Origin of the sequence: Streptomyces sp. NRRL S-340 (genome assembly GCF_000720185.1) — a bacterium.
Taxonomy (GTDB): Bacteria; Actinomycetota; Actinomycetes; order Streptomycetales; family Streptomycetaceae; genus Streptomyces.
This window is the reverse complement of record NZ_JOIY01000013.1, coordinates 116,970-135,290: the sequence shown is the minus strand read 5'-3', so window position 1 is coordinate 135,290 and position 18,321 is coordinate 116,970. Positions and strand designations below refer to the sequence as shown.

At 75.6% G+C, this 18,321-nt stretch carries 18 protein-coding genes; 12 read left to right on the top strand and 6 right to left on the bottom strand.

Annotated features, from left to right (window positions below):
• Window positions 1–333: a cupin domain-containing protein gene (locus tag IG64_RS12875; RefSeq protein ID WP_037855160.1), complete on the top strand. Its 333-nt coding sequence runs from the start codon at window positions 1–3 to the stop codon at window positions 331–333.
• Between the two features lie 71 nt (window positions 334–404).
• On the opposite strand, the gene IG64_RS12870 is transcribed toward IG64_RS12875, so the two are convergent.
• A complete protein-coding gene (locus IG64_RS12870) occupies window positions 405–1,631 on the bottom strand; it encodes a carbohydrate-binding protein (protein WP_037855159.1) in 1,227 nt (408 codons plus the stop codon).
• Between the two features lie 171 nt (window positions 1,632–1,802).
• Here IG64_RS12870 and IG64_RS12865 point away from each other — a divergent pair, with 171 nt between their 5' ends.
• From IG64_RS12865 to IG64_RS12855, 3 genes are all read left to right on the top strand, one after another.
• On the top strand, window positions 1,803–2,930 hold the full coding sequence (locus IG64_RS12865; RefSeq protein ID WP_234438492.1) for an NAD(+)/NADH kinase: 1,128 nt from the start codon (window positions 1,803–1,805) through the stop codon (window positions 2,928–2,930).
• A 156-nt stretch (window positions 2,931–3,086) separates the two neighbouring features.
• Window positions 3,087–3,596, top strand: a complete 510-nt coding sequence (locus IG64_RS12860) for an SRPBCC family protein (protein ID WP_037855157.1) — start codon at window positions 3,087–3,089, stop codon at window positions 3,594–3,596.
• Entirely contained in the window at window positions 3,589–5,223 is a 1,635-nt protein-coding gene (locus tag IG64_RS12855; RefSeq protein ID WP_037855155.1) for a phytoene desaturase family protein, read from the top strand. Before IG64_RS12860 ends, IG64_RS12855 begins: the two co-directional genes overlap by 8 nt.
• Window positions 5,224–5,373: 150 nt before the next feature.
• Here the strand turns inward: IG64_RS12855 and IG64_RS12850 are convergent, their stop codons facing one another.
• The 3 genes from IG64_RS12850 to IG64_RS12840 all read right to left on the bottom strand — a co-directional run bounded on the left by IG64_RS12850 (window position 5,374) and on the right by IG64_RS12840 (window position 9,585).
• The gene (locus IG64_RS12850; protein ID WP_234438491.1) at window positions 5,374–6,543 is read right to left on the bottom strand and encodes a PP2C family protein-serine/threonine phosphatase; all 1,170 of its coding nucleotides are present in this window, start codon (window positions 6,541–6,543) and stop codon (window positions 5,374–5,376) included.
• Window positions 6,544–6,880: 337 nt separating this feature from the next.
• Window positions 6,881–7,795 carry a LysR family transcriptional regulator gene (locus IG64_RS12845; RefSeq protein ID WP_234438490.1) on the bottom strand — a complete coding sequence of 305 codons (915 nt, stop codon included), beginning with the start codon at window positions 7,793–7,795 and terminating at the stop codon, window positions 6,881–6,883.
• The gene (locus tag IG64_RS12840; protein WP_037855152.1) at window positions 7,792–9,585 is read right to left on the bottom strand and encodes an FUSC family protein; all 1,794 of its coding nucleotides are present in this window, start codon (window positions 9,583–9,585) and stop codon (window positions 7,792–7,794) included. The genes IG64_RS12845 and IG64_RS12840 overlap by 4 nt, the downstream gene beginning before the upstream one ends.
• Before the next feature lie 223 nt (window positions 9,586–9,808).
• Between IG64_RS12840 and IG64_RS12835 the strand changes: the two genes are divergently transcribed.
• From IG64_RS12835 to IG64_RS12805, 7 genes are all read left to right on the top strand, one after another.
• The gene (locus tag IG64_RS12835) at window positions 9,809–10,369 is read left to right on the top strand and encodes a quercetin 2,3-dioxygenase (protein ID WP_037855150.1); all 561 of its coding nucleotides are present in this window, start codon (window positions 9,809–9,811) and stop codon (window positions 10,367–10,369) included.
• A gap of 5 nt (window positions 10,370–10,374) precedes the next feature.
• Entirely contained in the window at window positions 10,375–10,521 is a 147-nt protein-coding gene (locus IG64_RS38700) for a DUF1427 family protein (RefSeq protein WP_078883959.1), read from the top strand.
• Entirely contained in the window at window positions 10,470–10,934 is a 465-nt protein-coding gene (locus tag IG64_RS42835; RefSeq protein WP_324609574.1) for a XapX domain-containing protein, read from the top strand. Before IG64_RS38700 ends, IG64_RS42835 begins: the two co-directional genes overlap by 52 nt.
• 105 nt (window positions 10,935–11,039) lie before the next feature.
• Window positions 11,040–12,020: an amidohydrolase family protein gene (locus tag IG64_RS12825; RefSeq protein ID WP_037855202.1), complete on the top strand. Its 981-nt coding sequence runs from the start codon at window positions 11,040–11,042 to the stop codon at window positions 12,018–12,020.
• Between the two features lie 19 nt (window positions 12,021–12,039).
• Window positions 12,040–13,032, top strand: coding sequence for an alpha/beta hydrolase (locus IG64_RS12820; RefSeq protein WP_078883951.1), 993 nt, complete (start codon window positions 12,040–12,042; stop codon window positions 13,030–13,032).
• Window positions 13,033–13,036: 4 nt separating this feature from the next.
• Complete coding sequence (locus IG64_RS12815; protein WP_037855147.1) at window positions 13,037–13,480, top strand: MarR family winged helix-turn-helix transcriptional regulator; 444 nt, start codon at window positions 13,037–13,039, stop codon at window positions 13,478–13,480.
• Between the two features lie 1,534 nt (window positions 13,481–15,014).
• Window positions 15,015–15,278, top strand: coding sequence for a hypothetical protein (locus IG64_RS12805; RefSeq protein ID WP_037855144.1), 264 nt, complete (start codon window positions 15,015–15,017; stop codon window positions 15,276–15,278).
• Here the strand turns inward: IG64_RS12805 and IG64_RS12800 are convergent.
• On the bottom strand, window positions 15,262–16,275 hold the full coding sequence (locus IG64_RS12800; RefSeq protein WP_037855142.1) for a zinc-binding dehydrogenase: 1,014 nt from the start codon (window positions 16,273–16,275) through the stop codon (window positions 15,262–15,264). The two genes, IG64_RS12805 and IG64_RS12800, sit on opposite strands and share 17 nt — an antisense overlap.
• Before the next feature lie 182 nt (window positions 16,276–16,457).
• Between IG64_RS12800 and IG64_RS12795 the strand changes: the two genes are divergently transcribed.
• Window positions 16,458–17,057 (top strand): TetR-like C-terminal domain-containing protein, encoded by a 600-nt coding sequence (locus IG64_RS12795; RefSeq protein WP_051812781.1) that lies wholly within the window; start codon window positions 16,458–16,460, stop codon window positions 17,055–17,057.
• 192 nt (window positions 17,058–17,249) lie between these two features.
• On the opposite strand, the gene mgrA is transcribed toward IG64_RS12795, so the two are convergent.
• The gene (mgrA, locus tag IG64_RS12790) at window positions 17,250–18,293 is read right to left on the bottom strand and encodes an L-glyceraldehyde 3-phosphate reductase (RefSeq protein WP_037855140.1); all 1,044 of its coding nucleotides are present in this window, start codon (window positions 18,291–18,293) and stop codon (window positions 17,250–17,252) included.
• Window positions 18,294–18,321: the final 28 nt, after the last annotated feature.

The window sequence follows — 18,321 nt, the reverse complement described above, 5'->3', positions numbered from 1 at the left end:
ATGCAGAAGATCTCCCTCGACGCCCGCGCCCGTGAGCACCTGGAACGGGCGGAGGCCTCCTCCAACGGCCGCAGCGCGGAGACCGTCTACGGCGGCCACGAGCACGTGCTGCGCCAGACCCTCATCACCCTGCGCGCCGGAACCGCCCTGACCGAGCACGAGAACCCCGGCGAGGCGACCGTGCTGGTGCTGCGCGGGCGGGTCCGGCTGCGCAGCGGCGACGCCTCCTGGGACGGCATGGCCGGGGACCTGCTCATCGTGCCCGGGGCACGGCACAGTCTGGAGGCCATCGAGGACGCGGCGGCGCTGCTGACGGTCGCCAAACGGCCCTGATACGCACGGCGGCGGCCGGCCGCGGCGGGAGAAGACCCGTGCCGCGGCCGGCCGTGGCCGCTTTCAGGGCGTCAGCAGGCGCCCTCGTCCTGCCACGGTCCCCACTGGGAGGCCCCGGGCGTCTCGTTCTGCGTCCACCACTTGGCCTTCCAGTTGTGCCGGCCGTAGGAGACCTCGCTGCCTCCGGTGTACGCGGTGCCCGCGTCCCAGGCCGTCCGGCAGCCGGTGCCCGGCGGCGGCGTGGTGGGCGGCGGTGTGGTGGGAGGCGTGGTGGGCGGGGTGGCCCCGGCGAACTTCACCGAGTACTTGGCGAAGTCCCAGGAGTTCTGCGGCACGCTGGAACAGGTGCCGGACGTCCGGCCGCCGTTGTCGGGCGGCGAGCACTGCCGGTCGCGGTTGAGCGACCAGAAGGTGAAGCGGTCCATGTTGTGCGCGGTGGCGAAGTCCAGCACGGTCTGGAAGTCGCTCTGCGGGAACATCTCGCCCGTGTCGCTGCGGCCGTTCATGCCGGAGAAGCCCTCGTGGGCGTAGGCGGTCGCCTCGTTCCAGCCGAACGTGGACTGGAGCACCTGGTTGAACTTGGTCAGGGCGGCGGTCTGCGAGGCCGCGCCGTTGAAGCCGCCGTCGAAGGGCATGATGGAGAAGTTGTTCGGGGTGAACCCCTGGGACTTGGCCTCCAGCAGCATCTGCTTGCCGAACCAGCCGGTGCCGTCCGCCGTCCCGGCGGTGGTGACGGAGACGTACAGTCCCGGGTTGTTCTGCTGGAGGATCTTCGCCGCGCCGATCTCGTTCCTGATGGCGGCCGTGTTCTCGTACTCCGGCTCCTCCAGGTCGAAGTCGATGGCGTGCAGCCCGTACTTGGTGACGACCTGCTGGTACGCCGCGGCCGTGGCCGCCGGGTCCGAGCAGGCCTGCCCGAGCTTGGTGCCGCCGTAGCCGCCGATGGAGACGGAGACGTCGCCGCCCTTGGCGCGGATGGAGTCGATCACCGACTTGACGGCGGTGTCCGAGGAGACCGGGGCCTTGCCGTCCCAGGTGGGGGAGCAGCCGCCGCCGTCGGGGGCGAGGACGAAGGCGAGCTGGAACGCCTTCAGGCCGGTGGCGTCCATGATGGCGCCCGCGGCCGGCGGATCGTTGTCCAGCGGCATGAGGTACGGGGCCGCGGCGTACCAGCGGTTGCTCAGCGCGTCCTGCGCGCTCGGTGCGCCCGAGGCGTTGCCCGCGACGAGGGCGGTGGTGCCGAGGGCGGCGAGCCCGACGGCGGCGGTCGCGCCCAGACATGCGCGAAGACGTCTCACTGCGTGCCTCCAGGGGAGGGGAGGTGGTGGGGAAGCGGCCCCAGCTTCCTGACGCTGTTGCGAGCACGTCAATGGATTGGTCTGGACCAGACGATTCTTTGGACTGGACCATAAGATTCCTTTACCCGGGTCCGGCGCTGGCCGGCCGCTCCGGGGGAACCCGCCCGAGCTGTGACAGTGCACCGCATCGGCCTGGTCGTGCACGGCGGACGGCCCGAGGCCGTCGCCGCCCAGCGGACCGTGCACGCCTGGTGCGAGGAGCGCGCCGTACGCTGCACCGACATCGACGTGTGGCACGACGGCGGCCGGCGCAGCGCCGGCGAGGAGGTGGAGGCCGCGGGCGACCCCGACCTCATCGTCACCCTGGGCGGCGACGGCACCTTCCTGCGCGGCGCACGGCTCGCCGCCGAACACGACGCCCTGGTCCTGGGCGTCGACCTCGGCCGGGTCGGCTTCCTCACCGAGGTGCCCGCCGCGTTCGTGCGCTCCGCGCTGGACGCCGTGGTCGACGGCCGGCTGACCGTCGAGAACCGCATGCTGCTCACCCTGCGCGCCTCCCGCCGCCTGGAGGTGCCCGCGGGCATCGAGGAGCTGATGCGCTACGGCCGCCGCCCGCTGCTCCCGCCGCCCCGGGTGCGCACCGACTGCGAGGCCGGCGACGACTGGGGCATCGCCCTGAACGTCACCGCGCTCAACGACATCGTCGTGGAGAAACTCGCCCGGGACCGGCAGGTGTCCGTCGGCGTCTACATCGCCGGCCGGCTCCTGGCGTCGTACTCCGCCGACGCCCTGCTCGTCGCCACCCCGACCGGGTCGACCGCCTACAGCTTCGCCGCCGGCGGTCCCGTCGTCTCACCGCGCGCGGACGCCCTCGTCTTCACCCCGGTCGCCCCGCACATGGTGTTCGACCGCTCGGTCGTGGCCGCGCCGGACGAACCCGTCGCGCTGCGCGTACTGGAGCGGTCCGGCCAGGCCGCCGTCAGCATCGACGGGCAGCTGCGGGGGGTGCTCGACCCGGGGGACTGGATCGGCGTCTACGCCGCGCCGCACCGGCTGCGGGCCGTACGCCTGGGCCCCATGGACTTCTACGGCCGGCTGCGCGAGCGCATGAACCTCACCGACGCCCCGGCGGCCGTGGCCGACGGCACCCCCGCGCCGCTGTGGCCCGTGACGACCCCGCCGCCCGGCGACCTCACCCACCTCGCACTGCCCCCCGCGCCCGGCGCCCCCTGCCCCCCGTCCGGACCCCGCGGGGACGCAGCACCCGCGCGTGAGCGCGACGGGCGCGAGCAGCCGTAGCGGGCCGGCCCCGGGCGCACACGGCCAGGGCTCCGGCCCGGCCCGGGCCGCGGGACGCGCCCCGGCCGGCCCGCGCCGCGAGAGGCACCCGGTTGGCCCGGGCCGCAGGGGGCACTCGGTCGGCCGACCGCAGCACAGCCGATCCCGGAGGCACGCGTGGCCGTACGTCACCGTCTGATCAGGACCAGTCCCCGGACCGTGTGGGCCCTCCTCGCCGACGGCACCCGCTACGCCGAGTGGGTCGTGGGCACCGAGCGCTCGCAGCCGGTGCGCGGACGGTGGCCGCAGCTCGGCTCCGCCCTGGAGTACCAGGTCCGCCTCGGACCGCTGCGCCTGACCAACCAGACCATCGTGCGCAACTGCGAAGAGGGCGCGCTCCTCGAACTCGAGGCCCACGCGGGCTTCCTGGGCACCGCGCGCATCGCCATCGAACTGCGCCCCTGGGGCGAGCACTGTCTGGTGATCGTGGACGAACACCCCCTCCAGGGCGCGGGCGGTCTGGTGCACAACGTGGGCGTCGAGTCGTTGATCCAGATCCGTCACCGCGCCATGCTCGCCCGCCTGGCCAAGGTGTGCGAGGCCGACGGCGCGCACGAGGCGCGGCGGCCGGACGCGCGGCACGCCGCCGGTCCGTCCGGGCCGGTGCCGGGAGGCGGCCATGCCTGACGCCGTGGTGATCGGGGCCGGCCCCAACGGCCTGGTGGCCGCGAACCTGCTGGCCGACGCGGGCTGGAGCGTGGAGGTCCTGGAGGAGCAGCCCGAGCCCGGCGGGGCCGTACGGCACGACCGGGGCGTCGATCCCGACTTCGTCAACGACCTCTTCAGCTCCTTCTACCCGCTGGCCGCCGCCTCGCCCGTGCTGGCCCGGCTCCGGCTCCAGGACCACGGCCTGCGCTGGAGCCACGCCCCGCACGTACTGGCCCACCCCCTCACGGACGGCCGGTGCGCCGTCCTGGACCGGAGCATCGACACCACCGCGGCCTCCCTCGACGCGTTCGCCGACGGCGACGGGGACGCCTGGCGGGGCCTGCACGAGATCTGGCGGCGGCTGGGACCCGACCTGATGGACGCCCTGTTCGCGCCGTTCCCGCCGGTCAGGGCAGGGGCCCGGCTGGCCGCCCGGCTGCGCGGCGCGGGCGGACTGCGACTGGCCCGCACCATGCTGCTGCCGGTACGCCGGATGGGGGAGGAGGAGTTCCGCGGCGAGGGCGGCCGGCTGCTCCTGGCCGGCAACGCGCTGCACGCGGACCTCGCCCCGGAGTCCGCCGGCAGCGGCGGGTTCGGCTGGCTGATGTCCATGCTCGGGCAGAGCAACGGCTTCCCCGTCCCGGTCGGCGGGGCCGGCGCCCTGACACAGGCCCTGACCCGGCGGCTGCGCGCGCACGGCGGCACCCTGCGCTGCGGCGAGCGGGTCGACCACGTCGTGGTGCGCGGCGCACGCGCCGTCGCCGTACGCACCGCGGGCGGTGCCACCGTGCCCGCCCACCGCGCCGTGCTCGCCGACGTGTCCGTGCCCGCCCTGTACGGCGGGCTCGTCGATCCCCGGCACCTGCCCGCGCAGCTCCTCGCCGACCTGCGGCGCTTCCAGTGGGACTTCGCCACCTTCAAGGTGGACTGGGCCCTGGACGGGCCGGTGCCCTGGCGGACCGGGCAGGCCGCGGGGGCGGGCACCGTCCATCTGGCCGACGGACTCGACGAACTCACCCGGTTCGCCGCCCAGATCGCCATGCGCCAGGTCCCCGACCGGCCGTTCGCGCTGTTCGGCCAGATGACGACCGCGGATCCCACCCGCTCACCGCGCGGCACCGAGTCCGCCTGGGCGTACACGCACGTCCCCCGGGAGATCACCGGGGACGCGGCGGACGAGGGCCTGACGGGCACCTGGGACACCCGGGAGCAGGATATCATGGCCGACCGGATGGAACGGCAGGTCGAACGGTTCGCGCCCGGCTTCCGCGCGAAGGTCCGCGCCCGCCGGATCCTCGCCCCGCCCACGCTCCAGGCGCTCGACAGCAACCTCGACACCGGTTCCATCAACGGCGGCACCACCGCCCTCCACCAGCAGCTCGTGTTCCGCCCGGTCCCCGGTACGGGGCGCCCCGAGACACCCGTGGCAGGTCTCTACCTCGCCTCCGCCGGGGCCCATCCCGGCGGCGGCGTCCACGGCGCGCCGGGCGCCAACGCGGCCCGCGCCGCCCTGCGCCGCCGGCTGCCGCCGGGACTGTCCCGGGCCCAGCGGGCGCTTGCGCGCCGGGACCGGGCGGGCCACCGCCCGGCACCGGACGCCGGCTGACCGCCCGGTGGCCACCGGCCTCAGGCTGCGGGGAGGCGGCGGGACCGGGCAGCTCAGGACGGGCGTCCCGCGGCTCGGGTCCGGCCGGGCCGCATGGGCCGCAGCTCAGGAGGGGCGGGCGCCGGACAGGCGTCCCGCGGGCCGGGCGGGTCAGGAACGGGAGTCGCCGGGCAGGCGGTACGCGGCGAGCGCGGCGATGTCGTCGTCGAGGTTTCCTCCGCTGTAGGCGAGCAGGTCCTCGTGCAGGCGGTCGAGGAGTTCCCGGGGCGCGAGGCCCACCCAGGGGCCGACCCGCTCGGCGAGCGGGTAGAAGGCCCCGCCGGGACCGCGGGTCTCGGTGACGCCGTCGGTGTAGAGCAGCAACTGGTCGCCGGGTCCGAACGGCTCCACGTCCTGGTGGTAGCCGTCGCCGGTCAGCACCCCCAGGTTGATGGGCGGGGACGGGTCGGTCGCGTGCAGTTCGGCCACCCCGCCCTCCTTGATGATCAGCGGGGGCGGATGACCGCAGTTGACGATGCGGATGACCGGCTCGTGGTCGGGGATCTCCGCGAACACCGCGGTGACGAAGCGTTCCGCCGCCTCACCGCCGGGCAACTGCGCGGCGTGGCGGCTCATGCTCCGCTCCATGCGGCGGGCGACGCCGGTCAGGTCCGGCTCGTCGTGGGCGGCCTCACGGAAGGCGCCCAGCATGGTCGCCGCCGTCTCGACGGCCACCAGCCCCTTGCCGCGGACGTCGCCCACCAGCAGCCTGACCCCGAACGCCGTCGGCACCACCTCGTACAGGTCGCCGCCGATGCGTGCCTCCGCCGCCGCGGACAGGTAGAGGGTCTCCACGGCGACCTGGCCGAGCCGGCGGGGGACCGGGCGCAATAACACCCGCTGCGCGGTCTCCGCCACCGTGCGCACCGTGGCCAGCGTGCGTTCACGGCGGGTGCGGTGCACCGCGAGGATCGCCCCCAGCACACCGACCAGGGACGTACAGACGTAGTTGGCGACGTAATGGCGGTCCCACAGGTAGCCCACGAACCGGCCGGCGCAGCAGGGGGTGCCCGCCAGCACGCCTTCGAACACGATGGCGAAGACGGTGACGACGGCCACCGCCCAGGGCCCGTAGGCGTAGGCCGCGACGAGCGGCAGCGCGATGAGCAGGAAACTCACCGGCCAGTCCACCGGGGTGACCGGTTCGATGGCCAGGACGACCGCGAGGTACCCGGCCGGCAGCCAGCGCAGCCAGGGCGGCGGCGCGGGCAGGCGGGGCTGCTCGGCCCCCGCGCGGGCCGCGCGGGAGACGCCGTGGCCGCCGCGGAGAAGCCGTCTCACCGTCCGCTCCCGCACGGCCCGGCCGCCGTGCGGCAGCCCGCGCGAGGACGGGACCCGCACACGGAGGCGCGCGCGAGCGTGTGGGCCGCCCGGGGGCGGCGGTCCTCGCGCCATGACTCAGGCGGCCTGTTCACAGGAACTCCCGACGGGCTCGACCGGACCACCAGCGTGCCGGGCGGCCGCGCCCCGTCCGGCCCATTGCTCCGGGCAAGGGCATGTCCGCGGCACGGGCCGGGGTGCGGACGGAGGCTGCGGCACGCGCCGGGGTGCGGACGGCGGCCGCCCGGGCGGGACGGCCGGCCGGGTGCCGCGACCGGCGCCGGGCCACGGGGCGCCCTCACTCTTCCGTGCCGGCCGCGACGGCCGTCGACCGCAGCGCGTGGTCGAGGAAGCGCCGCGACACCGGCGGCAGGGTGCGGCCGGTGAGCCGGGCGATGCCGATGTCACGGGCGCCGTGCACATCGGTGATCTCCAGGTACCGGATGGGGAAGTCCGGTGTCGCCGCCGCGTCCGGCGACGACGGGATCAGGGACACGCCGAGGCCGGCCGCGACCAGCCCGCGCAGGGTGTGCACCTCCTCGCCCTCGAAGCCGACCCGCGGGGCGAAACCCGCCTGACGGCACAGGGACTCGGTGACGCTGCGCAGTCCATAGCCCGGTTTGAGCAGGATGAAGGGCTCCCCGGCGACCTCGGCCAGCCGGACCCGGCCGCGCCGGGCGAGGCGGTGCCCGGTGGGTACGGCGAGCCAGAGCGGCTCGACCAGCAGCCGCCGCCAGGCGATCAGCGGGTGTTCCGGGTCCCCGCTGGTGATCACCAGGTCCGCGGTGCCGGCCAGGAGGTGCTGCACCAGGCCGTTCTCCTCGTGCTGGTGCAGTTCGAAACGGACCTGCGGGAGCGCCTCGCGGAACCCGGTGACGAGCCGGGGCACCAGCCAGGTGCCCAGCGTGTGCAGGAAGGCCAGCGACACCACGCCCGCCTCCGGGTCGACGGCCTCGGCCACCGCCCGCCGTCCGCGGTCGCAGGCGTCCAGGGCGGTGTCGACGTACTCCTTGAACACGCGCCCGGCCGGGGTCGGCCGCAGTACCCGGCCGACCCGCTGGAGCAGTTCCGCGCCCACCTCGTCCTCCAGCCGGTGCAGTGCCCGCGACAGGGCGGGCTGGGTGACACGGGCGTCGGCGGCGGCCTCCGTCACCGTGAGGCCCTCGGCCACCGCCTGGAACGCGCGCAGCACCTGGAGATCCATTGTGCTCATCCTCCCATCGCACCCGCCGCCGTGCAGCGAGGAGCACGCAGCGTGGAGGCGGCCGTCGCCGAGCCGAGGCTGCGCGCGCTGACGGCGTCGCAGAGCCGTTCCGCCTCGGTCACGGCGTCCTCCAGACCGGGAAGGCCGGCCGGGGCGGCCGGCCCGCGGCCGGGCCGTCCCGGCTCGAGCCGGGCGTGGGCGAGCGCCCGCCGGGCCTCGGCGAGTCCGTGGTAGGCGCCGCGGCGCAGGGCGTGCCGCTGGGCGGGCGCGGCGCCGGGGGCCAGATCGGCGTACCGGCGGGCGGCGGCCAGGGCGGCCTCGGTCCGGGCGAGGGCACGGCCCCGCGCGGAGTCCGGCCACAGCGCGAAGTGCGCGACGAGGACGACGGCCGCGGCCAGGGCGGTGTCGAGGATGCGGGCCGAGTACAGCGCCCGGTGGTCGCCGAGCAGGTCGACCAGGACGAAGACCACGGCGGTCAGAGCGGTCGTGGCGAGCGCGTAGTGGTGGCGTACTCCGACGGCCATGAGCGCGCCGAAGGCGGCCACGGCGCCGATGAGGGCGTAGGTGCCGGTCGTCAGCAGCGTGACCGCGCCGATGGCGGCCACCCCGGCGACCGTTCCCGCGCAGCGGTGCAGCGCCCGGCGCAGCACGGGTCCGAAGTCGGGCTTGTACACGAAGGCCACCGTCATCGGCAGCCAGTACCCGCGCGGACCGTGCAGCAGACCCGCGCACAGCTGGGCGACGAGCACGCAGCCGGTGAGCAGCACGGCGTAGCGCACCTGGGCCGCCCGGCCGTGCCAGGGCTGCGCCGGGAGCCGTGCCGCCGTCCCCTCCGCACGGGCAGGCGGCACGGTCTGCGCGCACAGGCCGGCGAGCGCCCGCAGTCCCGGCGAGTGCGGCCCGCCGTCCGGCCCGCACGCCTGGACGGTGACCGGGACCGCGGCGGTGTGCGGGGCGGGTGCGGGGACCGAGTCCGGTTCGCGGGGCGCCGTCCTCCCGGTCGGCGGCAGCAGCCGGGCGGCCGTCGCCGGCGGCACCCGTACGGCCCAGAGCGGCAGCGCACGCCCCTCCCAGACCAGGGCCGAGGCCACCTCGCCGAGCCGCACCGCCGTGTCGAAGGCGGTGCGCAGCGCGCTCAGCTCCGTACCGGGACGGACGCGGCCGGTCAGGTGGCGGCCCATCACGCGGTGGGCGTCGTCGAGGGCCGAGGTCAGCCGCCTGCGCGCGGCTTCGGCCCCGGGGGAGCCCGCCGCCGCCAGTGCCTCGGCGGCGGCCCCGTACACGGCGCGGACGGTCGCCCGCTCGATGGCGTGCCGCCGCCACAGCCAGGGTGCCGTGGACAGGACGACCACGAGGCCGACCCCGGCGAGCAGGGCGAGCGGGGCCTGCCACCAGGGGCCGGGCACCGGGATGCCGCCGCCCACGGTCGCACCGAGCAGGAGGTGCAGCCCGGCCACGGAGGCGAGCGGCCCGCGGAGGCTGACGGAGCCCGCGAGCAGGGCCACGGCGGCCAGGCAGACGGTGACGGCGCCCGGCCGGCCGCTGCGCAGCGCGAGTTCACCGGCGAGCAGGCCGAGGGCGGCGGCAGCGCCCGTGCAGGCCAGCCGCCGGACCCGCAGCCGGTAGGGGTCCGCGCCGTCCTGGCTCACTCCCCACAGCGCACCGATGCCCGCGAGCACCGCGGGCACCACGTGCCCGGTGGTCACTCCGACGAGCAGCGGCAGGGCGAGCGCGACGGCTCCTCGCGCCGCCGCCGCGACGGGCAGCGGGGTGAGCGGGACGCGGCGCGACGCCTTCATGGACCGATCGACTCCTTGTGCGCTGTGGGGATGTCTCGTCCCCCCAGGGTCGATCACGGGGGACACATGCGTCCAATGCCTGAAGATTCTGGAAATCATGCGTCCGGCTCATGAGAGGGAGGTCCTGAAGAGAGCCGGCGCGTGGGGTGGCGCGGGCAGCAATGTCAGGTAACCTGACATTGCTGGCCGAGGGCGGCCGGCCCGTCCGGAAGGCAGGTGCCGCATGACCATCGAGTACGCCACGAAGTACCGGACCCGCTCCCTCATCCCGCCCGAGCCGGGCAAGCCGTATGTCATCGAGAAGGGCATGGGCGACCGGGCCCAGCTGTTCGGGGATCTGGTCACGGTGTACGCGGGCGGCGAGCAGACGGAGAACACGTTCAACTTCTTCACCTGCGAGGGGCCGAAGGGAGACATCATCCCGGCCCACTCGCACCCCGGCACCTACGAGGTCTTCTTCGTCACCCAGGGGGCGGTCCGGCTGTTCGTCGAGGACCTGGAGGGCGAACAGCAGGAGAGGCTGCTCACCTCCGGCGACTTCGGTTTCGTCCCCAAGAACTGCCCGCACGCCTACCGCATGGAGCGGCACCACACCCAGATCGTCGGCGTCGCCGCCGGGCCGGGCGGGACCTTCGAGCGATTCTTCGAGAACCTGGGCACGCCGACCGACGGGCTCACGCTCCCCGCCCGGCCGTTCGTCCCCGCGCCGGAGAAGTTCGCCACCGTGCCCCAGCAGTACGACGTGACCTTCCTGCCCGACCACGAGTGGCGCACCGGGAGCTGACCGCCGTGCCCTACGTCGAGGCCCTGCTGGCCGGGGTCCTGGTCGGGGCGGCGTACACGGCGGTCCGGGTGAAGTCGCCGGCGCCGCCCCCGGCCGCCCTGTGCGGACTGCTCGGCATGCTGGTGGGGCAGGCCCTCCTGGCGGCCCTGTGAACACCCCGGACCGGCCGCCGGCACCGTCCCGCCCGCCCGGATCCGCCGAGTCACCGGCACCACCGCGCCCGCCGGCATCGGCCGGCTCACCCGCACCGGCGTCGGAGCCCGGGCGGCCGGGTGGCCGGGCCCGCGCCTTCCCGCGCGCCGCCGCGCTCTCCTTCGGTGCGGGACTGCTGATGGGCGCCCTCTACTGGGCGCTGGGTGTCACCTCGCCCGCACCGCCCCTGCTCGGCCTGACCGGACTGTCCGGCATCGTCCTGGGCGAGCGGGCCACCTCCGCGGCCCGCACCCGGCTGCGCGACCGGCGCGCCACGCCGCCTCCGGTCTCCAGCGCCCACCGTCCTCCGGCCGCACCGGAACGGCACCCCATGAGAACCGTCCCCGAGGAACACGAGGACCGCATCCGATGAGGAGTGACCTCCTTGCACTCTGACCGCCCCGGCACACCCGCCGAACACCCCCGCACGCCCACGGGCCGCCCCGGCACACCCGCCGAGCATCCCGGCACCCCGCCCCTGAGCCCGCCGGGGGCCGCCGCCGGCCGTCCCGGGCTCGTCGACGTCCACGCCCATTTCGTCACCGACTCCTACATCCGCCGGGCACGGGCGGCCGGTCACGAACGGCCCGACGGGATGCCCGCCTGGCCCCACTGGTCGGCCGCCGCCCACCTGGAGCTGATGGACCGCGCCGGCATCGACACCGCCGTGCTGTCCGTCTCCTCGCCGGGCGTCTTCTTCGGCGACCCTGCGGCCTCCCGCGCACTGGCCCGCGAGGTCAACGAGGACGGAGCCGGGATCGTCCGCGACCACCCGGGCCGCTTCGGCCTGTTCGCCTCCCTGCCGCTGCCCGACACCGACGGCGCCCTCGCCGAGATCGCGTACGCCTTCGACGTACTGGACGCGGACGGAGTGGTCCTGGAGACCAACACCCACGGCGTCTACCTCGGCGATCCGCGCCTGGAGCCGGTCTTCGCGGAACTGGGCCGGCGCCGGGCCGTGGTCTTCCTCCACCCCACCTCGCCGGTCTGCTGGGAACGGTCCGCGCTCGGCCGCCCCCGCCCCATGGTGGAGTTCGTCTTCGACACCGCCCGCACCGTCACCGACCTGCTCTTCGCGGGCACCCTGGAACGCCATCCCGATCTCCGGGTCGTCGTCCCGCACTGCGGCGGCGCGCTGCCCGTCCTGGCCGACCGCATCAACGGGTTCATGCGGCTGTTCACGGCCGGGGACGAAGCACCGCCGGACGCCGTCGCGCAACTGCGCCGCCTCTACTACGACCTGGCGGGCCCCGCCTTCCCCCGGCAGGCGCGGTCCCTGCTGGCCCTCGCCGACCCCGGCCGGCTGCTCTACGGCAGCGACTACTGCTGGACCCCGGCCGCCGCCGCCGAGGCCCACGCCGCGTCCTTCGACACCGAGCCCGGCCCCGTGGACGGCACCACCTGGCGGAGCCTGACCACGTCCAACGCGCGGACCCTGCTGCCGCGCCTGGCCCGCTGACCCAGGAGCACCACGCCCCATGCCCCGTCCCGGACACCCCGCCACGCCCCCGTCCCCCGGCCCGGCCCGCCCGGTCGCGCCCGCCGGCCCGCCGTCCCGGCCGCCCTCCGCCGGCCGGGCCGCCTTCCCGCCGGAACTGCTCGCACCGCCGGACCCGGCCCGCCTGCCGCTGCCCGTGGCCGCCCGCCCCAACCCGGGGGTACGGCTGCTGCGCGGCGCCGTCTACGGCGTGCCCGACGGCAGCCGCCCGCTGGAGGCGGACCTGTGGCTGCCCGAAGCGGCCGCCGATCCCGTACCCGTCGTCGTCTTCGTGCACGGCGGCGCCTGGCGCACGGGTCTGCGCGACGACCTCGGGCCCCGGTTCCGGCACTGGTCGCCCGGCCCGTTCGCCCGGCTCGTCCAGGCCGGGTTCGCCGTGGTCTGCCCCGACTACCGGCTCAGCGGCGAGGCCGTCCACCCCGCACAACGGGACGACCTGCACGCCCTCCTCGGCTGGCTGCACGGCCGGGCCGCCGAACTCGGCGTGGACACCGGCCGCACGGTGCTGTGGGGCGAGTCCGCCGGCGGCCACCTCGCCGCACTGGCCGCCCTCACCGCGCCCCGAAACACCGCTACCGTCCGCGGCTGCGCCGTCTGGTACGCGCCCTCCGACCTCACCCGCATCTTCGAGGACCGGGCACAGGGCCACGGCGGACCGTCCGACCCCACCACCTTCGAGGCCCTGCTGATCGGCGCGGCGCCCGCCGCCGCACCCGCGCGGGCCCGGGACGCCGGCCCCGTCGCCCATGTCACCCCGGGCGCACCGCCGTTCCTCGTGCTGCACGGCACCGACGACACCATCGTGCCCCGGGCCCAGGGCGAACGGCTCACGGCCGCCCTGCGCCAGGCGGGCGTACCGGTGGACTTCCGGCCGGTGCCGGGCGCCGATCACCTGTGGGCGGGCCTCGACGACGCCGGGGTGGAGCGGTGCTTCACCACCACGCTCGACTTCGCCGCGCGGTGCGTACGCTGAACCCATGAGTCATCGCGGTGCCAACCTGCCCCAGCTGTTCTCCGAGGCCAGACGCTGGTTCGAGGACGCGCTCCTGGCGAGCCTGGAGGCCGCGGGGGAGCAGCCGGTCACGACGGCCCAGGCGTCCGTCTTCGCGATGCTCGACGCCGAGGGCACCACGGTGTCCGAACTCGCCCGCCGCATGGGCGTGACCCGGCAGACGGCGCACCAGGCGGCGCACGGACTCATCGGCATGGGACTGCTCGAACAGGTCCCCGACCCGTGGTCCGCGCGCCGCCGGCTGATCCGCAGGACGGCCGAGGGACAGCGCGTGCACGAACGGGCCCAGGCCACCATCGACGTCGTCGAGTCGGTGCTCGCCGAACGCATCGGCGCCGCGGTGGTGCGCTCACTGCGGCAGGGACTGACCGCGGACTGGGGCGAACCCCCGCTGGTGGCGGCACCCTGACCGGCCGTCCTGAGCCCTCCCGGCCGGGCCGCCGGCGGCCGAACTCCCTATTAGCGGCCTGTGAGTCGGCCGTACACCTTCACTCCGCCGACATGCGGGACGAGAGGCACGGGGGGAGCCGGCATGTCCGGGGACGTTCCGGGCGCGGCCGACGCGTTCGTGGTACCACCGCGTTCGTGGTACCACCGATGCCGCCGGGGCCACCGGCCGCACCGCCCGCCGAGCCGCCCGCCGTGCGCGCGCTGGCCGTGGCGCTGCTCAACCTCACCGGCCTCGGCCTGGGCTACGTGCTGCTGCGCCGCCGGATGCCGGCGGTGGTGTGCTGGGCCGCGACCGCGTTCCTGCTCGCGGTGGCGCTCCCGGCCGACCCCGACGGGGTGCCGTCCGCCGTGCTCGTCGGCTACGCCGTGTTCCTCGGGATCGCGGCCGCGCACGGCGCGGCCGCGGGCCTGCGCACACGGCTGTCCCGGCCCGGCCGTCCGCCCCTGGCGGCGGTCCTGGGCCTGGTGCTGCCGGCCGTGCCGGCCGGGGCCGGAATGCTGTACGACAGGGCACGCGACGAGGCCACCGAGCAGCTGCTCCTGGACCGCCTCCAGCGGGCCGACGACCTCGTCCGGGCCCGCGCGGACCAGTCGTTCGGCACCGCGCAGCCCGGCTTCCGCGAGGCGCTGGGCGTCTACGCCGGTCTCGGCCGCGACCACCCCGGTTCGCGCGCGGCCCGTCGCCTGCCGGACCGGATGGCGGCCTACTACCGCACGGTCGGCGCGTCCTACGAGCAGCGCAGGTACTGCGAGGCCGTCGAACCTCTGAAGTACCTGCGGACGGTCCCCGGCCGCATGCCGAAGCAGACCCTGGGCGCCCTCGCCACCTGGCCGGACGCGCGGCTGGCCGACGCGCTGTACGCCTGCGGCTCCAACGAGCTGACGGGCGGCCAGGACGGCTGGACCCGGCATTTCGGTGAACTGCTCACCGCCTTCTCAGGCTCCGAGCCGGCCGCCGAGGCCGAGCCGGCCGTCAGGGCTGTGGCAGCTGCTCCGCGTACAGCTTCGGTGCCACCCTGCCCCTCGGCGGGTTCCACCCGTGCAGCGACAGCGGCAAGGACTACCCGCAGCGCACCGTCTCCCTGCCGCCCGGGACGACGTACTTCCTGCACAAGCCGCGGGGCAGCAGTGCCTCGTCCCCCGGCTCGGACACGGCCGAGCTGCGGTCCGGGTACATCTACACCGAGTGCGCCTGCACCAAGCGGGGGTTCGGCGCGGGGCAGTGACCCTCGGCTCTCGGACACGCGGAGCGGCCGCACGCGGTGGTGCGGACGCCCTGGGGGCGGGTGCGGTGCGGCCGGGTGCGCCGGGACGGCCCGCTGCGGCCGGAGGCGGCCCGGCCGGCGCGGCGCCGGTCCGCCGGTCCGTCACCTTCGTGCCGGGGTGTCCCTCTTCCGTGGGAGCCGGGCGGGACACGCCGGCGCGGCGATCACCGCGTCTGCCAGCCTCCCTGTGCCGGGCGCAACGGCCCGGCCGACAGCAGGAGGTGGCGTTTGTCCGGTCATGTCGGGCGTATCGGCGGGCGGCAGGTGGTGGCCGTACTGGCACTGGGAGGCGGCCTGCTGCTCGGGCCGGTCCTGCCGTCCCAGGCGAGCGGGGGGAGCGCCGCCGGGGCGGGTGACGCGGGGGCCGCGCCCGCTCCCCAGGGAGCCGCGCCCGGCGTCCCGGCCGCCGCCCACGACCTGACGCCGGTACTGCCGCCCGCGCTCGGCAGGCCGGGCGGGCCCGCCGGACGGACCGTCAGGGGCGCAGGATGAGACGCACCGGGTCGCCCTCCTTCTTCTCCAGCATCTCGACCGCGCGCGCGGCCTCGGCCAGCGGGAGCACGCCGCTGACGGACGCGGAGAAGTCCAGCCGGCCGCCCTGGACCAGGCGCAGCAGCTGCGGAAGGGCCACCGGCATGTCGGACCCGTAGTGGCCGAGGATCCGCTGCTGCAGGTAGCTGAAGCGGGTGCCGTCGCCGACGGTGAGCGGCTTGTCGGTCAGGCCGACCAGGACGAGCCGTCCCTGGGGAGCCAGTACGGACAGGGCCTGCTCGCGCACGGCGGGCACACCGGCGAAGTCGAAGGCCGCCGCGACGCCCGCCCCGCCGGTGGCCGTACGGATCCGGGCGCGCAGTTCGGGGTCGGCCGCGTCCAGCGCGAGGTCGGCCCCGGCGGCCAGGGCCCGCTCCCTGGCGACGGGGCTGGGGTCGACCGCGACGACCGGGTACGCGCCCACGGCGCGCAGCAACTGCACCGCGTGCACCCCGAGTCCGCCCACGCCCCACACGCCGACCGCTTCGGCCGGGCGCACCGCACCGGTGGCGGTGATCGCCCCCCACGGCGTGGACACGGCGTCGGGGATGATCGCGCCCTGCTCGAAGGGGATGGTGCCGGGCAGCGGCGTCAGCGCGTCGGCCGAGGACAGCGCGTACTCGGCCCAGCCGCCGTCGTAGTCCACCCCCCGGGTGTAGGTGACGCCGTCGCGCGTCTCCCCGGCGTGGAGCACGACCCGCTCGCCGGTCGTCCACCGGGTCACCCCCGCTCCCGTCCCCGCGATCGTGCCCGCCACCTCGTGGCCCAGGGTCACGGTGTCGCCCCGCAGGAGCAGCGGGCTGAGCGTGCCGTCGATCAGGTGCACGTCGGACAGGCACACCCCGGCCGCCTCCACCTTCACCAGTACCTCGCCCGGACCGGGCTGGGGGCGGGGCACCTCCTCGACCCGCAGGGTGCGGCTCGGCACGTGCAGGCGGGCGGCGAGCATCCGGTCCATGGGCGGTGACCTCCTCGGTACGGGCGACCGGCACTCTTGTCACAGGCCGCCTTGCTTTGCACCGTACGGCGCCGTCACGTCCAACGCAAGACGACTTGCGTTGGGCGTAGCATGGGGGCATGACCTCGCACGCCTCCCCGGAAGGACCCGCCGCCGAGCCCCTGCGGCGCCGCGGCGAACCCATGCGGCAGGCCGTGCTCGCCGCCGCCGTGGACCTGCTGTCGCGCCACGGACTGGCGGGCGCGACCGTCGCCGCCGTCGCCCGCGCGGCAGGGGTGCACGAGACATCGGTCTACCGGCGCTGGAAGACCCGCGAGAACCTGATCCTCGACGCCCTCACCACCGAACTGGACAGCGCGCTGCCGGTCCCCGACACCGGCGGGGTGCGCGCGGACCTGGAGGGCTTCTTCACCGCACTGGCCGGGCTGCTGTCCACCGCGCAGGGGCAGGCACTGCTGCGGCTGAGCGTCGAGCACGACGACACGCTCGACGACCGCCGCGGCCCCTACTGGAGCGAACGCCTGGAACGCGCCGCCGTCATGGTCCGGCGCGGCGTCGAGAGGGGAGAGCTGGCCGCCGGGACCGACCCGGGCCTGCTCGTCGAGGCCGTCAGCGGGCCGCTGTTCACCCGTGTGCTGCTCAGCGGCGCCCCGCTGGACGCCGCGTACGTGGGCCGGCTGGTCGCCCTCGCCCTGGACGGCGCGCGGCCCCGGCCGCGGTCGGCCCCGGGGCGCCGGCCGGCGGCGTCCGCGCGTCCGGGTGAACCGGGGCGAGCCCCGTGAGGCGGCGCGGGCGGACCTCGGCTACGGTTGAGGCGAGCAGGCCGCCGGAACGCGCGACTCCCGGTGCCCGGCCGTGCGTTGGTGGTCCAAGGAAAGACACCCCGCTTCCCGCGGGGAGATGCAGGTGCAAGGCCTGCCCAACGCTCTTGGGCGAAGGCCCCCGTCCCCGTGGACGGGGGCCTTCGCCGTGCTTCAGGAAAGCGTGCCGGTGCGGGCCTCGCGCCACAGGTCCACGCCGCCGTCGGTGGCGTACTCGTCGATCTCCGCCAGCTCCTCGTCGCTGAAGTCCATGTTCTCCAGCGCGGCCACGTTCTGCTCCAGCTGGTCGACCCGCGAGGCGCCGATGACCAGGGAGGTGACACGCTCGTCGCGCAGCGCCCAGGCGAGCGCCATCTGGGCGAGGCTCTGCCCGCGGCGCGCCGCGAGGCCGTTCAGGGCGCGCAGCCGGCGCAGCATGTCCTCCGACAGCCACGCCGCGTCGAAGGACGTGCCCCGCGCGGCCCGCGAGTCCTCGGGCACGCCGTCGAGGTAGCGCCCGGTCAGCAGCCCCTGGGCCAGGGCGGTGAAGCCGATGACCCCGAAGCCCTCCTCCCGGGCGGCGTCCAGCAGGCCCTCCGTCTCGATCCAGCGGTTCACCATGCTGTACGACGGCTGGTGGATGAGGAGCGGGGTGCCCAGCTCGCGCAGGATCGCGGCGGCCTGCCGGGTGCGCTCGGCGTCGTAGGAGGAGATGCCCACGTACAGGGCCTTGCCCTGGCGGACGGCGGTGTCCAGGGCGCCCATCGTCTCCTCCAGCGGCGTGCTCGCGTCCAGCCGGTGGGAGTAGAAGATGTCGACGTACTCCAGGCCCGTCCGCTTCAGCGACTGGTCCAGCGAGGCGAGCAGGTACTTGCGGGAGCCGCCGCCCTGCCCGTAGGGGCCCGGCCACATGTCCCAGCCGGCCTTGGTGGAGACCACCAGCTCGTCCCGGTAGGGCGCGAGGTCCTGCCGCATCAGGCGGCCGAAGTTGGTCTCGGCCGAACCGTAGGGCAGCCCGTAGTTGTTCGCCAGGTCGTGGTGGGTGATGCCGAGGTCGAAGGCGCGCAGGGCGATCTCGCGCTGCGTCTCGAACGGCCGGTCGTCGCCGAAGTTGTGCCAGTAGCCGAGGGACAGGACGGGCAGGTCGAGCCCCGAGCGCCCGGTGCGCCGGTAGCGCATCGTGCCGTTGTAGCGCTCGGGGTCCGCGACATGGGTCATCGGGTGTTTCTCCGGGTGGTGCGGTGAC

What these genes read in the sequence shown, in the direction of transcription:
- IG64_RS12820 (WP_078883951.1), top strand. Translation starts at nt 12,040, where the DNA reads ATGCCCCGTCCCGGACACCCCGCCACGCCCCCGTCCCCCGGCCCGGCC.
- IG64_RS12845 (WP_234438490.1), bottom strand. Translation starts at nt 7,795, where the DNA reads ATGAGCACAATGGATCTCCAGGTGCTGCGCGCGTTCCAGGCGGTGGCC.
- IG64_RS12840 (WP_037855152.1), bottom strand. Translation starts at nt 9,585, where the DNA reads ATGAAGGCGTCGCGCCGCGTCCCGCTCACCCCGCTGCCCGTCGCGGCG.
- mgrA (WP_037855140.1), bottom strand. Translation starts at nt 18,293, where the DNA reads ATGACCCATGTCGCGGACCCCGAGCGCTACAACGGCACGATGCGCTAC.
- IG64_RS12815 (WP_037855147.1), top strand. Translation starts at nt 13,037, where the DNA reads ATGAGTCATCGCGGTGCCAACCTGCCCCAGCTGTTCTCCGAGGCCAGA.
- IG64_RS12835 (WP_037855150.1), top strand. Translation starts at nt 9,809, where the DNA reads ATGACCATCGAGTACGCCACGAAGTACCGGACCCGCTCCCTCATCCCG.
- IG64_RS12855 (WP_037855155.1), top strand. Translation starts at nt 3,589, where the DNA reads ATGCCTGACGCCGTGGTGATCGGGGCCGGCCCCAACGGCCTGGTGGCC.
- IG64_RS12795 (WP_051812781.1), top strand. Translation starts at nt 16,458, where the DNA reads ATGCGGCAGGCCGTGCTCGCCGCCGCCGTGGACCTGCTGTCGCGCCAC.
- IG64_RS12875 (WP_037855160.1), top strand. Translation starts at nt 1, where the DNA reads ATGCAGAAGATCTCCCTCGACGCCCGCGCCCGTGAGCACCTGGAACGG.
- IG64_RS12800 (WP_037855142.1), bottom strand. Translation starts at nt 16,275, where the DNA reads ATGGACCGGATGCTCGCCGCCCGCCTGCACGTGCCGAGCCGCACCCTG.